The sequence below is a fragment of the Paenibacillus sp. FSL H3-0333 genome, from assembly GCF_038002805.1.
In the GTDB taxonomy this organism is placed as follows: Bacteria; Bacillota; Bacilli; order Paenibacillales; family Paenibacillaceae; genus Paenibacillus_AQ; species Paenibacillus_AQ silagei.
Window position 1 is genome coordinate 2,105,009 of record NZ_JBBODG010000001.1, and the last position, 13,190, is coordinate 2,118,198.

Below are 13,190 nucleotides of genomic sequence, written 5' to 3' on the forward strand. Positions count from 1 at the left end.
TTTTTCACAACTCATACCTGGGACAGAAATCTGACGGGTACTCCAATGTCCGCTTCCAGTTGCTTGTAATGCTCTCCTTTGGCCAGAATCGCCTGCACGCCGACAAGCTCTATGCCCATCACGGACAACTGAGCAGCAATGCAGCGGATCGTAGCGCCGGAACTGATCACATCATCCAGCAGCAGCACCCGGTCACCGGCGGAGAAGCCGTCAAAATAAATATAATTCTCATTATACGCCGTCTCGCGTCTCACACTAACCTCATAATTCTCGTACAGCTCAGTGCTGAGGCGCAGAATATTCATCGGCTTCATCAGCTTATAGGCAGCCAGCATCCCCCAGGTATGACCGCCGGGTTCAGGGGAGACAATGTAATCAAAATCGGGAAACTGCTCCGTTACAGCATCCGCCAGATTGTGAGTGATTTCACGGATTAGCTCGGGGGCAATGTACGTACCGCGTTCTCCGAAGGGGTAGAGCTTGAAGTCATAGGCGGTGTCCTTATTCTTGTAGATTCTCACATTTCTGGCCTTACGAATCGATTCACTTAAGCTTGCGTAGGAAGCACTCATTTGCCCTCACTCCTTCTATTATAATGGATGCCAAAAACCCCAGGCTAAAGGAGGCGCAGTCCAAAGCAGGATACATCAGCGTAGAAAAGCACGGTTTCGCCCGTGAGCTCACGCTGATACATCCAGCAGGGGGCTGGCCTCTTGTAGCCTGGGGCAATTTACGGTTGCCTGTAGATACGCCCATTCCGGATTAACGGGCTTATACAAGAGAGGTTTGAAGGGGGATAACTGACGCGGTGTTAACTTAGGGACGGAGAATCAGGCCATTTTCGCTACGTATGTTACAAAAGTTAACCCATATCATTTGTTATATGCTATCATCCGTAATAAAGTGTGTCAATATTTCATCATTGTGTTATATTAAATGACTTAAATACTTGTTTATAATAATTATTATCTGCAATTCATAAATAGTTCAAAGGTTTTGTTAAAAGCCGTATTTTGATGTGATATACTTAACACAGCGATTTGAGATCTTGTGATATTGATACTAATATTTGCTGCTAAGCAGTAACAGAGCCTACACCAATGAATATAGATTAGGATGGTGAACAAGCGATGCATATTGTCGTCGTTGGCCTGAATTACCGTACGGCTCCCGTAGAGGTGAGGGAACAGTTCGCTTTTGCCGAAAAGGATCTGCCTGCTGCGCTTCATCAGCTGCTGCAGACGAAGAGCGTTCTGGAAGGGGTCGTTGTCGCCACCTGTAACCGGACGGAAATTTATGTGGTCGTGGACCGCCTTCATATGTGCGGATATTTCATCCGCAGCTTCATGGAGCAGTGGTTCGGAGTAAGAAGCGATGTATTTACGCAACATATGTATATATATGAAGACGAGCAGGCGATTGCCCATCTGATGCGTGTCACCTGCGGTCTGGATTCCATGGTGATTGGCGAGACGCAGATTCTGGGTCAGGTGCGCAGTGCCTTCCTGACGGCTCAGGCGGAAGGGGTTACCGGAACCTGGTTTAACCGGCTGTTCAAGCAGGCGGTGACGCTCGGCAAGCGTGCGCATAGTGAGACCTCGATTGGTGAGAGCGCGGTGTCGGTCAGCTATGCGGCCGTGGAGCTGGGGAAGCGGATCTTTGGCATGTTCACCGGCAAAAGAGTGCTCATTCTCGGCGCCGGCAAAATGAGCGAGCTGACGGTGAAGCATCTGTACAGCAGCGGCGCGGCGGAAGTGATTGTCGCCAACCGTACCTTGTCCCGTGCTATCGAGCTGGCCGAGAAATTCTCGGGTAAGCCCAGCACGATTGAAGAGGCGCTGAAGTCTCTGGATGAAGTGGATATTGTGATCAGCTCTACAGGTGCAGACGGCTATGTGCTGACGGCTGCCCAGGTAGCCGAGGGCATGAAGCGCCGCCCTTCACGGCCGCTGTTCATGATCGACATTGCTGTGCCGCGCGATATTGACCCTGCTGCTGCCAGTGTGCCGGATGTATTCCTCTATGATATCGATGATCTGGAAGGCATTGTGGAGAGCAATCTGGAGATGCGCCGCAGTGAAGCTGCCAAGATCGAGGTTATGATTGAAGGCGAGATGGCGGATTTCCAGCAATGGCTGAAGACGCTGGGCGTCAGACCGGTGATCCGTGCGCTGCAGGACAAGTCAAACGGAATATATGAAGAAACGATGGGTAGTCTGTTCAACAAGCTGCCTGAGCTGGATGAGCATCAGCGCAAGGTGATCCGCCGGCTGACCAAGAGCATTGTCAACCAGATGATGCATGATCCGATCAATGTGATCAAGGAGATGTCCGGCGGCAAGCAAGGGAATGAAGCACTGGAGTATTTCACTCAAATCTTCGCCCTGCAGGAGCAGCTGGATGCAGGTCCGGCCGGTGAAAGTGTTGAACCGCTTGAGCGCAGCTCTGCTGAACGGCCCTCCGGCGGAGAGATCCGTGTGCCGGGAGCGGTGCTTACCCCAGCCGGTCTGCTGGGCGGGTGAGCCACATGCTGCTGAACGGAATATATGATGCCGCTCTGCTGCTATATGCCCTGAGCCTGCTGTTTGTTTTCTCGGATTGCCTTCGGCGCAATCCGGGCGGAAAGCGGCTGGGCACAGGGCTTCTTGCTGTTGTCGGCCTGCTTCAGCTTGGGGGCCTGGCCATCCGCTTCTCCCAGGAGGGCGGCTTGCCGATCTTTACGCCTTACGACTTCCTGTTCTGGTTCTCCTTCAGCATGGTGGTCACCTCGTTTGCGGTGGCCTATATGCGCGGCGGCGAGTTCACCGTCCTGCTGCTCAGCATGGCGGGCTTCAGTGTATTCCTGCTGAACCGGGTATGGCTGACGGCGGAGGATCATACGCTGCAGAGCTGGAGTGCGGTGCACGGGTGGCTGGCGATGCATGTGATTTTGGCGAATCTGAGCTTTGCCGCACTGACACTTGGGACGGTATTTGCGATAATGTATCTATTCCTGCATACGAAGCTGAAGAATAAGAAGTGGGATGACCGTGTCCGCAGGCTGCCCAGCCTGGAGACGATGGACAAATATTCCTACACGGCGATTCTGGCCGGAGTTCCGCTGCTGCTGGCCTCGCTTATTCTGGCGGGTCTGTCGATTGTCGCGGAAGAGCGGACACCGCTTTTTCAGGATACGAAGGTCCTGACTACGCTTACGGGCCTGGGTGTCTATATCGTCTACCTTGTGCTGAAGTTCTCCGGCCGCCGAAGCGGTACCGTCATGGCCCGCTGGGCGATTGCCGGGTACGGCTTCATTATTCTTAACTTCCTGCTGAATTCCTGGTCGGAGTTCCATGGCTGGGGCGGGGAGTAAGGGAACGTTGGTTTGGTGTGGCTGATAGTGTGGGGCGCGGATGATTGGTGTGGTTCGGGGCTGATGGTTGGTCGTTGGCTAATGGTGTAGTTCGAGGCTGATGGTGTGGTTCGAGGCTGACAGTGTGGTTCGGGGCTGATTGGTGTGGTTCGAGGCTGATTGGTGTAGTTCGAGGCTGATTGGTGTAGTTCGGGCTGATTGGTGTGGTTCGGGGCTGATTGGTGTGGTTCGAGGCTGATTGGTGTGGTTCGGGATGATTGGTGTAGTTCGAGGCTGATTGGTGTGGTTCGGGGCTGATCGTCACTGTGGTGCATTTAACATTAACTTCGCGATAAGAGCTGGAGTGAGCAGGATGAATAAATATTTGCCGATCCTGCTGGATGTGGAAGGCAGGCGAGTGGTGGTGGTTGGCGGTGGGGCGGTGGCTGCGCGCAAGGCCGTCCCGCTGCTGGAAGCAGGCGCGGAGCTGGTGGTGATCAGCCCCTCGCTCAGCGGGACGCTGGCTGCGATGGCTGATGAGGGGCGGCTGCAATGGATCAGCCGCCCCTATGCTCCCGGGGATCTCCAGGGAGCTGTGCTGGTCTATGCCGCCAGCGATAACAGGGCGGTGAACGAGGCCGTTGCCGCGGAAGCCCGGCAGCTGGGGCTGCCCGTTAATGTGGCCAGCCATGCGGAGGCGGGCACGTTCATTACGCCCGGCGTGCTCCGCCGCGGGCGCCTCACGGTTGCGGTCTCGACCTCCGGGGCGGGACCGTCTGCGGCTGCGGGGATTACGCAGCAGATTGCGGGGCTGCTCGGCGAGGAATACGAGCCGTATCTGGATTTCCTGCATGAGCTGCGGACGGCCATCAAGCAGCTGGAGCCAGCGGCAGAGAACCGTTCGCGGCTTTTGCGGCGGCTGGGGAAGCTGGATGTGTTGAATGAGCTGCGGCAGGGCACCTTTATACCATGGACGGCCGAGGAGATTGAGGCTTGGGTGGCGCGCAACCGGGAGGAATAGGGGGCTTAAGTGGCTGGGCCATCGAGACGAACAAAGCAAGGGCAAAAATGCCCTTGAATTCGGCCAAAGGCGCTCTGTGGAGCAAATTAGGTGTATAAATACACCTGAATTCGGCCGAAGCGGCTCAGTTGAGCAAATGAGGTGTATAAATACACCTGAATACGGGCGAAGCGGCTCAATCGAGCAAATGAGGTGTATAAATACCCTTGAATTCGGCCGAAACAGCTCAATCGAGCAAATGAAGTGTATAAATACACCTGAATTCGGCCGAATCAGCTCAATCGAGCAAATGAGGTGTATAAATACCCTTGAATTCGGCCGAAACAGCTCAATCGAGCAAATGAAGTGTATAAATACACCTGAATTCGGCCGAATCAGCTCAGTCGAGCAAATGAAGTGTATAAATACACCTGAATACGGGCGAAACGGCTCAATCGAGCAAATTAGGTGTGTAAATACACCTGAATTCGGCCGAATCAGCTCAGTTGAGCAAATGAAGTGTATAAATACCCTTGAATTCGGCCGAAACAGCTCAAGCGAGCAAATTCAGGGGTTAGGTACGGCGGCGGCGGCTGAAATAAGGGACTGACTTGAACAGGGGGAGTGGGCATGCGGAAGATTATCGTGGGCAGCAGACAAAGTGCGCTGGCTTTAACGCAGACGGGGCATGTGATTGCCGATCTGGAGCGGCTAAGCGGAGAGCATGGGTTTGATTTTACTTTTGAGGTGCATAAGATTGTGACCAAGGGTGACCGTATTCTCGATGTGACCCTGTCCAAAGTGGGCGGCAAAGGTCTGTTCGTCAAGGAAATTGAACAGGCGATGCTGGCGAAGGATATTGATATGGCAGTACATAGCATGAAGGATATGCCTTCCGAATTGCCGGAAGGCTTGATGAACGGTGCGGTGCCGAAGCGTGAAGATCCGCGCGACGTTCTGATCTCTAATAGCGGAGCGGGTCTGGAGGGTCTGCCGCAAGGCGCGCGCGTAGGCACAAGCAGTCTGCGACGCTCCAGCCAACTGGCTGCACTCCGGCCGGATCTGCTTATTGAGCCGGTACGCGGCAATATTGATTCGCGGCTGAAAAAGCTGGAGAGCGGCGAATATGACGCGATTCTGCTGGCAGCAGCGGGGCTGTCGCGGATGGGCTGGCAGGACCGGATTACGGCATATTTGCCGCCTGAGGTCTGCCTGCCCGCTGTAGGCCAAGGAGCACTCGGTATTGAGTGCCGTGAGGACGATGAGGAACTGCGCAAGCTGCTGGCGCTGTATAATGATGAGCGCACGGCACTCACGGTGACAGCGGAGCGGACCTTCCTGGGCGCCCTGAACGGCGGCTGTCAGGTGCCGATCGGCGCTTACGCGATCCTTGAGCCGGAAGGCGAAGCTGCAGGTCCGTCCATAACGTTAACCGGAATGGTCGGAACACCGGACGGCACAGTCATTCTGAAGGAGACCTGCACCGGCAATGATCCGGTGGAGCTGGGTTCGGAGGTCGCGCGTAAGCTGGTGGCCAGAGGTGCGGAGAAGATTTTGGCAGATGTAAGGGAATAAGGGGTAAGGGTTAGACAGGGAATAGTGTGCGTTGGGGAGAAGCTTATGCAGGCCAGAATCGCATGTGTAGAGGGATAAGGGGATGACGGAGATGGCGGGGAAGGTATATCTGGTAGGTGCAGGTCCGGGGGATGCGAAGCTGATTACAGTCAAGGGGCTGGAGTGTATCCGGAAGGCCGATGTGCTGGTCTATGACAGGCTGGCCAGTCCAAGGCTGCTGAAATGGATGAAGCCCGGCGGTGAGAAAATATACGTAGGCAAGCTTTCGGACCGCCATACGATGAAGCAGGAGGATATTAATCAGCTGCTGGTAGATCTCGCATTGGAGGGCAAAACGGTGGTGCGTCTGAAGGGCGGGGACCCCGTGATTTTTGGCCGGGTGGGTGAAGAAGCGGAGCTGCTGCGCAGGAATGGCATCTACTATGAGATTGTGCCGGGCATTACCTCGGCCATCAGCGTCCCGGCGTATGCCGGTATTCCGGTGACCCACCGGGAGGCATCGTCTTCCCTGTCGATTATTACCGGCCATGAGAGCCCGGATAAGCTGGATCATTCCATTCAATGGGATAAAGTAACGAATGCGACAGGCACGCTGGTATTCCTGATGGGTGTCGCCAAAATTGGCTACATCAGCGCCCAGCTCATGAAGCACGGACGTCCGCCGGAAACTCCGGTGGCGCTGGTGCGCTGGGGAACCCGTGCGGATCAGGAGACGCTGACCGGCACGCTGGCCGATATTGAGGCGAAGGTTACGGCAGCGGATTTTCAGCCGCCGGCGGTTATTGTGGTCGGTGATGTTGTGCTCCAGCGGGAGCACCTGATGTGGGTGGAGGCGCTGCCGCTGTTCGGCAAGCGCATTGTAGTGACGCGGGCACGCGCACAGGCAAGTGAGCTGGTGGACCGGATCGAGGAGCTGGGCGGCGAGCCGTATGAGTTCCCGGTCATTGAGACGGTGATGCAGCGGGATGCGGGCAAGCAGGCGGAGATCGCTGCGGCTCTTGGCGGGCTTGCGGCGTACGACTGGGTGTTCTTCACCAGTCCGAACGGCGTAGACTTCTTCATGCGTCATCTGACGCAGCAGAAGCTGGATATCCGCAGTTTGCACGGGGCGCGGCTGTGCGCTGTGGGACCGGGGACGGCTGCGGCGCTCGCAGAGCGCGGGCTGATCTCCGAGGAGCTGCCCGGACGCTTTCAGGCGGAAGGGCTGATCGAAACCTTCGGCCCCGAGCTTAAGTCCGGGCAGAAGGTGCTGCTTCCGCGCGGCGACCTGGCGCGTGAGTGGCTGCCGGCGAAGCTCGGGGAACTGGGGCTGGAAGTGACCGAGGTGGATACGTATGAGACGATTGTCACCGGGGAGGATGATATTGAGCTGGTTAAGCTGCTGGAGGAGAAGCGCATCCATGCGGTAACCTTCACCAGCTCGTCCACGGTGCGCAATTTCCTCGGCATTCTGAAGAGAATGGGCCTGGAAGATCCGCTGGAGTTGCTGGCGGGCGTCAAGATTGCCTGCATCGGCCCGGTTACCGAGCAGACCGCAGTCGAAGCGGGCCTCACTCCGGGACTGCTCCCGGAAGAAGCCACCATCGAAGGACTGGTGCAGGAGCTATGCCGCTGGAATGAATCGACGAGGCTGAGATAGCCTGTTCCTGCCGGATCTGTCAGCATTGTCTTTGAGCATTGCAAACGGGTCTGGCCTACTGGCAGCGATAACTTTAACATCTCAATACTGCTTAAGACGAATAGATGTGATTATATACTTACTGAACAGGAGGATACAACAAATGAGCTTTCCAATAACCAGACACCGCCGTTTGCGCGGGTCGGCCGGTATTCGCGGCATGGTGCGCGAGACCGTTCTGAATGTGCTGGATTTCATCCAGCCGATTTTTGTAACCTATGGAACAGGTGTGAAGAATGAGATCAGCTCCATGCCCGGCGTCTATCATTTCTCGCTGGATACGCTGAAGGCGGAGGTGGATGAGATTGCTTCCCTCGGCATTCCGGCGGTACTGCTGTTCGGTATTCCCGAGACGAAGGATGCGGTTGGCTCGTCCGGCTTCGCAGACGATGGCATTGTGCAGGAAGCCACGCGTCTGATCAAAAAATGGTATCCCGACCTACTGGTTGTCGCCGATACCTGCCTGTGTGAATTCACCGACCACGGCCACTGCGGCATGGTGCATACCCATACGGTGGACGGTGTGGTGCACGGGGATGTAATCAACGATGCTTCGCTTGAGCTGCTGACCCGCACGGCGGTCTCGCAGGCCCGGGCAGGGGCGGATATTATCGCGCCGTCCAACATGATGGACGGATTCGTGCAGGCGATCCGTGCCGGACTCGATGCGAATGGCTTCGAGCAGGTGCCGATTATGTCCTATTCGGTAAAATACGCCTCCGCCTTCTACGGCCCGTTCCGCGAAGCAGCGGATTCCGCTCCCCAGTTCGGCAACCGCAAGACGTATCAGATGGACCCGGCCAACCTGCGGGAAGCCGTTCGCGAAGCGGATTCCGATGTGCTGGAAGGCGCGGACATGCTGATGGTGAAGCCTGCGCTGGCTTATCTGGATGTCATCCGCACCATCCGCGACCAGTTCGATCTGCCGCTTGTAGCCTACAACGTCAGCGGGGAGTACTCGATGGTCAAGGCGGCTGCGCAGCAGGGCTGGATCGATGAGCAGGCGGTTGTGCTGGAGATGCTGACCGGCATGAAGCGCGCCGGAGCAGATATAATTATTACCTATTTCGCCAAGGACGCAGCCCGTTGGCTGTGCGGCTAGGATCAGGAACTGGAGGGAACAAGCATGGGCAATATGCCGTTGAACCGCCGGGAAGAGGCTTCCCGCATGGCTTTTGAAGAGGCAAAACAATATATTCCCGGCGGGGTGAACAGCCCAGTCCGGGCATTCAAATCTGTAGGATTGACCCCGGTCTATGTGGAGAGGGGCGAAGGCTCACGGATCTACGATATTGACGGCAACAGCTTCATTGACTACGTCTGCTCGTGGGGACCGCTGATTATGGGACATGCCCATCCTGAGGTGGTGAAGGCGCTGCAGGAGACTGCGGCCAGAGGGACAAGCTTCGGCGCGCCGACCCTGCTTGAGACCGCAATGGCCAAAACCGTGGTAGAACGCGTAGCCTCGGTGGACATTGTCCGCATGGTGAACTCGGGAACGGAAGCGACAATGAGCGCGATCAGACTGGCCCGCGGCTATACCGGACGCAGCAAAATCCTCAAATTCGAAGGCTCCTATCACGGCCATGCCGACAGCCTGCTGATTAAGGCCGGTTCCGGGGTGGCGACCTTGGGGCTGCCGGATAGTCCGGGCGTGCCGGAAGGTGTGGCCGTGAATACGATCACGGTACCTTATAATGACCTGGACGGGGTCAAAATCGCGTTTGAGCGTTACGGCAACGAAATTGCCGCTATCATCGTTGAGCCGATCGCCGGAAATATGGGCGTGGTGCCTCCGCTTCCGGGCTTCCTGGAGGGTCTCCGCAAGGTGACGACAGGGTACGGGGCGTTGCTGATTTTTGACGAGGTGATGACCGGCTTCCGTGTGGACCGGGGATGTGCGCAGGGGCTGTTCGGGATGGACCCAGATCTGACCTGCTTCGGCAAGGTGATCGGCGGCGGTCTGCCTGTAGGGGCTTACGGCGGCAAAAGAGAGATTATGGAGCAAATCGCCCCGTCCGGCCCGATCTATCAGGCGGGCACACTCAGCGGGAATCCGCTGGCGATGGCTGCGGGCTACAGCACGCTTGCGCTGCTGACCCCTGAGGTCTACACCCGTCTGGAGTCGCTTGGCGCGAGACTGGAAGCCGGGCTTAAGCGCAATGCGCAGGAGACGGGGATTCCGCTGACGATTAACCGCGTGGGCTCGATGGTATGTCCGTTCTTCACGGAGGAGCCGGTCATTAACTTCGAGACGGCCAAGACCAGTAACCTGGAGCTGTTCAAGCGTTATTTCGGCAAAATGCTGGATCAGGGCATCAGCGTTCCGCCCTCCCAGTTCGAAGGCATGTTCGTATCCGCTGCGCATAGCGAGCAGGATATTGACGATACGATTGCGGGCCATTATCAGGCCCTGAAATCGCTATGACGGCTGGACCGGAGGAGCTGTCCGGCCAGCATGGCGGCGGCGAGATCCAAGACGGAAGTGATGGCGCCAGCGGCCCCTTCGCGGGCGGCGGCAAGTGGACCCGGCGCGGCGAATGGCTGGAAGCCATGCCTGGCCGGGTCATTACAGCGGCTGCCGACAAGCAGGCCGCCATCGATGCCTGGCTGCTGGGCGTAGCCGGGATGCCAGCGAAGCTGCACGCCCGGCTGCGCCGCGAGAACGGCATCCAGTGGCGGGGCGACCGGCTGCGGTTGGCCCTGTTCCCTCACCGGGAAGCCGGAATAGAGCCGGTATGGCAGGAGGCTGCGGCTGAGGTGCTGTTCGAGGACGACTTCTGCCTTGTGGTCCACAAGCCTGCGGGTCTGGCGGTTCATCCGGACGGAAGCAGCACGGAAGTGACGCTGGATCATCTCGTAGCCGCGCATTATGCGGCCTTCGGCGGAGGGATTCCCGTCCGCCATATCCACCGGCTGGACAAGGATACTACCGGACCTGTACTGTATGCGAAGAACGAATACGCCCAGCTTGTGCTGGATGAAGATATGCGTGAGAAGAATGTATCCCGCCTGTATGCCGCGATTGTTGAAGGCGCAGTGCCGCCTGAGCTTGCGGTGATCGATGCTCCGATCGGCCGTGACCGCCATCATGCGGCGCGCAGGCGGGTATCCCCGGGAGGGCAGGAGGCGGTAACTCGGATTGTGGGACGCGAAGCCCTGCCCGGCGGGACTGTAGTGAAGCTGCAGCTGGAGACGGGCCGGACGCATCAAATTCGTGTCCACCTCAGCCATGCGGGGCATCCGCTCTTCGGGGACGACCTCTATGGAGGATCGGCCTGGCATACTGCGGGTATTCCTTCCGGCAACAGCCTTAAGGAGAAGCAGCCCCTTCGTTCGGAGCCTGGTCAGGTGAAATCTGCCATTACGGCCTGGTTCGAAGAGCAGGAGAAGGCAGGCCTTACCCCTGGTTTGCAAGTCCAAGGCAAGCAGCCGCCAGCTCCACCTTCGAAGCCGGGAGTCAAGGCGAAGCAGGAGAGTTCCGACCGGCAGGCACTGCATGGCGAGAAGCTGATTTTCGCCCACCCTTGGACCCGAAGTAAGATCGAGGTATCTGATCCCTGGCCGGAGGATCTGCGCCGCCTGCGCGAGCAAATCGGCGGCGTAGATCAGGAGTAGGCCATTACCTAATCGGCTCCGTGAAGTTAAGTAACTCCATAGATGCCATCCCCAGCCGGGCCGCGTTTCTCTGATATCTGGAGGATTGCGGCTCGGCTTTTTAGTTGTTGTTCAGTGCGACCTCCCCCAGCCGAAACATCGAACAAGAAGTGGATTTATGTTATTTAACCATAAGTTGACAGAATTCCCCTATCTTCTTTAAGTGGGGGATGAATGGAAACGGTCTAATCTACATGGATTCTAACCGCCTAAGATGCTATAATTAAAGTATTCGGTCGTATCTTGGAAAGGTCAGTGAAATTAATGAAATTAGACTCGAATAACCATTCAGTGTTCTCCCTTCACTTCCACCTTATTCTAGTAATCAAGTATCGTAGGAAAGTAATTACAGATCCAATATCCGAACGTCTGAAAGAGATATTTGCATACATTCAGCCTACTTACAATGTGACTTTGCAGGAATGGAATCATGACAGGGATCACGTTCACATCCTAATGAAAACTCATCCTAATACCGACATTTCTAAATTTCTCAACGCTTATAAGAGTGCATCATCTAGGCTGATCAAGAAGGAGTTTCCTACCCTCCGAAAATCACTTTGGAAAGAGGCTTTTTGGTCACGCTCCTATTGCTTGCTTACAACTGGTGGAGCGCCAATAGACGTCATTCAAAAATACATCGAAAACCAAGGTGTGAAAGGGTGATCGCCATTGCTGAAAGCCTACAAATACCGTATCTATCCAAGCCATGGGCAACAACACTACTTCGCTAAAGTGTTCGGATGCGTTCGCTTCATCTACAACAGAATGCTTGCAGATAAAATTGAACATTACAAGCAAACGGAAACGATACTCAAGAATACACCCGCACAATACAAAAAGGAATTCGACTGGCTGAAAGAAGTCGATAGCCTTGCCTTAGCGAATACACAACTGAATTTAGACAAGGCTTATAAGAATTTTTTTCGGGATAAGAAAACGGGATTTCCTAAATTTAAGAGCAAGAAGACGAATAATCATAGCTTCACAACGAATAACCAAAATGGAACAGTGGCTATAGAGGATGGATATCTCAAGATTCCAAAGCTAAAAACTAGCATCAAAATCAAGCTGCACCGCCCATTCGTGGGGCTGATCAAATCATGCACGATTTCAAAAACACCAACGGGAAAGTATTATGCTTCCGTATTGGTTGAAACGGATATCGTCCAGTTGCCCAAAATGCATACGAAGATTGGCGTTGATCTTGGGCTGAAAGACTTTGCTATGACTTCAAATGGCGAAATCATATCCAATCCTAAATACTTGCGTACGTCTGAAAAGCGATTAGCGAAGCTGCAAAAGGATGTATCGCGGAAGAAGAAGGGAAGCCATAACCGTCATAAGGCTAGGCTGAAAGCTGCCAAGTTACATGAAAAAATAGCGAATCAGCGTAAAGACTTCTTGCATAAAACGTCTGCCAAAATGATAAACGAAAACCAAGTTATCGTGATGGAAGACTTACGTGTAAAGAATATGATGCAGAATCACAAACTTGCAAAAGCGATTAGCGAGGTATCTTGGCGTATGTTCCGTTCGATGCTTGAATATAAGGCTCAATGGTATGGCAGAGAGCTTATTATTGCCCCTAAGCACTATGCAAGCAGTCAGCTTTGCTCCTGTTGCGGTTATAAGAACGCAGAGGTGAAGAATCTTGCCTTGCGAGAGTGGACTTGTCCAGAATGTAACGTGCATCATGATCGGGATGTAAACGCTGCTCAAAACCTACTGAAACTAGCAATGTGATATTGCAATGATTGGGCTAGGGACTAGCCTTTGAGCTTGGGTAAACTTGGAGCAGTAGCTTCATTGACCAAGAAGCCGCCACCTCTTAGGTGGATGGTAGTTCACTTTACGCACTATTACTCTCCAGAAAACGTTAAGTGGATTTAGGGCATCTAATTTTCTCAATATGTCCTATATGTTTATTTTCAGGTTATATAAGTGTT

Annotated in this window: 10 protein-coding genes, 1 pseudogene and 1 riboswitch; of the genes and pseudogenes, 10 read left to right on the forward strand and 1 reads right to left on the reverse strand. The window is 54.9% G+C overall.

Going from position 1 to position 13,190, the window contains the following annotated elements:
- Positions 1-11 precede the first annotated feature (11 nt).
- Complete coding sequence (locus MHH78_RS09400) at positions 12-572, reverse strand: phosphoribosyltransferase (RefSeq protein ID WP_076079433.1); 561 nt, start codon at positions 570-572, stop codon at positions 12-14.
- 124 nt (positions 573-696) lie between these two features.
- Positions 697-799, reverse strand: a riboswitch (purine riboswitch).
- Positions 800-1,130: 331 nt separating this feature from the next.
- Between MHH78_RS09400 and hemA the strand changes: the two genes are divergently transcribed.
- The 10 genes and pseudogenes from hemA to tnpB all read left to right on the forward strand — a co-directional run bounded on the left by hemA (position 1,131) and on the right by tnpB (position 12,987).
- Entirely contained in the window at positions 1,131-2,522 is a 1,392-nt protein-coding gene (gene hemA, locus MHH78_RS09405; protein WP_076079434.1) for a glutamyl-tRNA reductase, read from the forward strand.
- A gap of 5 nt (positions 2,523-2,527) precedes the next feature.
- The gene (gene ccsA / locus MHH78_RS09410; protein ID WP_076079435.1) at positions 2,528-3,352 is read left to right on the forward strand and encodes a cytochrome c biogenesis protein CcsA; all 825 of its coding nucleotides are present in this window, start codon (positions 2,528-2,530) and stop codon (positions 3,350-3,352) included.
- Between the two features lie 352 nt (positions 3,353-3,704).
- The gene (locus MHH78_RS09415) at positions 3,705-4,352 is read left to right on the forward strand and encodes a precorrin-2 dehydrogenase/sirohydrochlorin ferrochelatase family protein (RefSeq protein WP_076079436.1); all 648 of its coding nucleotides are present in this window, start codon (positions 3,705-3,707) and stop codon (positions 4,350-4,352) included.
- A 609-nt stretch (positions 4,353-4,961) separates the two neighbouring features.
- Positions 4,962-5,906, forward strand: a complete 945-nt coding sequence (gene hemC, locus MHH78_RS09420; RefSeq protein ID WP_341167243.1) for a hydroxymethylbilane synthase — start codon at positions 4,962-4,964, stop codon at positions 5,904-5,906.
- Between the two features lie 91 nt (positions 5,907-5,997).
- Entirely contained in the window at positions 5,998-7,545 is a 1,548-nt protein-coding gene (cobA, locus tag MHH78_RS09425; protein WP_036726083.1) for a uroporphyrinogen-III C-methyltransferase, read from the forward strand.
- Positions 7,546-7,687: 142 nt separating this feature from the next.
- Positions 7,688-8,686 (forward strand): porphobilinogen synthase, encoded by a 999-nt coding sequence (gene hemB, locus MHH78_RS09430; RefSeq protein ID WP_341167244.1) that lies wholly within the window; start codon positions 7,688-7,690, stop codon positions 8,684-8,686.
- A 24-nt stretch (positions 8,687-8,710) separates the two neighbouring features.
- Positions 8,711-10,012: a glutamate-1-semialdehyde 2,1-aminomutase gene (gene hemL / locus MHH78_RS09435; RefSeq protein WP_200869542.1), complete on the forward strand. Its 1,302-nt coding sequence runs from the start codon at positions 8,711-8,713 to the stop codon at positions 10,010-10,012.
- Between the two features lie 125 nt (positions 10,013-10,137).
- Positions 10,138-10,863, forward strand: a pseudogene (locus MHH78_RS09440) (RluA family pseudouridine synthase); the annotation flags it as partial.
- A gap of 642 nt (positions 10,864-11,505) precedes the next feature.
- Positions 11,506-11,907 carry an IS200/IS605 family transposase gene (tnpA, locus tag MHH78_RS09445; RefSeq protein ID WP_143803733.1) on the forward strand — a complete coding sequence of 134 codons (402 nt, stop codon included), beginning with the start codon at positions 11,506-11,508 and terminating at the stop codon, positions 11,905-11,907.
- 6 nt (positions 11,908-11,913) lie between these two features.
- Positions 11,914-12,987 carry an IS200/IS605 family element RNA-guided endonuclease TnpB gene (tnpB, locus tag MHH78_RS09450; RefSeq protein WP_341167245.1) on the forward strand — a complete coding sequence of 358 codons (1,074 nt, stop codon included), beginning with the start codon at positions 11,914-11,916 and terminating at the stop codon, positions 12,985-12,987.
- The last annotated feature ends 203 nt before the right edge of the window (positions 12,988-13,190 follow it).

Bases quoted from the DNA above. Each gene is read 5' to 3' on its own strand.
- hemL (WP_200869542.1), top strand. From the start codon at position 8,711: ATGGGCAATATGCCGTTGAACCGCCGGGAAGAGGCTTCCCGCATGGCT.
- tnpA (WP_143803733.1), top strand. From the start codon at position 11,506: ATGAAATTAGACTCGAATAACCATTCAGTGTTCTCCCTTCACTTCCAC.
- hemA (WP_076079434.1), top strand. From the start codon at position 1,131: ATGCATATTGTCGTCGTTGGCCTGAATTACCGTACGGCTCCCGTAGAG.
- hemB (WP_341167244.1), top strand. From the start codon at position 7,688: ATGAGCTTTCCAATAACCAGACACCGCCGTTTGCGCGGGTCGGCCGGT.
- ccsA (WP_076079435.1), top strand. From the start codon at position 2,528: ATGCTGCTGAACGGAATATATGATGCCGCTCTGCTGCTATATGCCCTG.
- hemC (WP_341167243.1), top strand. From the start codon at position 4,962: ATGCGGAAGATTATCGTGGGCAGCAGACAAAGTGCGCTGGCTTTAACG.
- cobA (WP_036726083.1), top strand. From the start codon at position 5,998: ATGGCGGGGAAGGTATATCTGGTAGGTGCAGGTCCGGGGGATGCGAAG.
- MHH78_RS09415 (WP_076079436.1), top strand. From the start codon at position 3,705: ATGAATAAATATTTGCCGATCCTGCTGGATGTGGAAGGCAGGCGAGTG.
- MHH78_RS09400 (WP_076079433.1), bottom strand. From the start codon at position 572: ATGAGTGCTTCCTACGCAAGCTTAAGTGAATCGATTCGTAAGGCCAGA.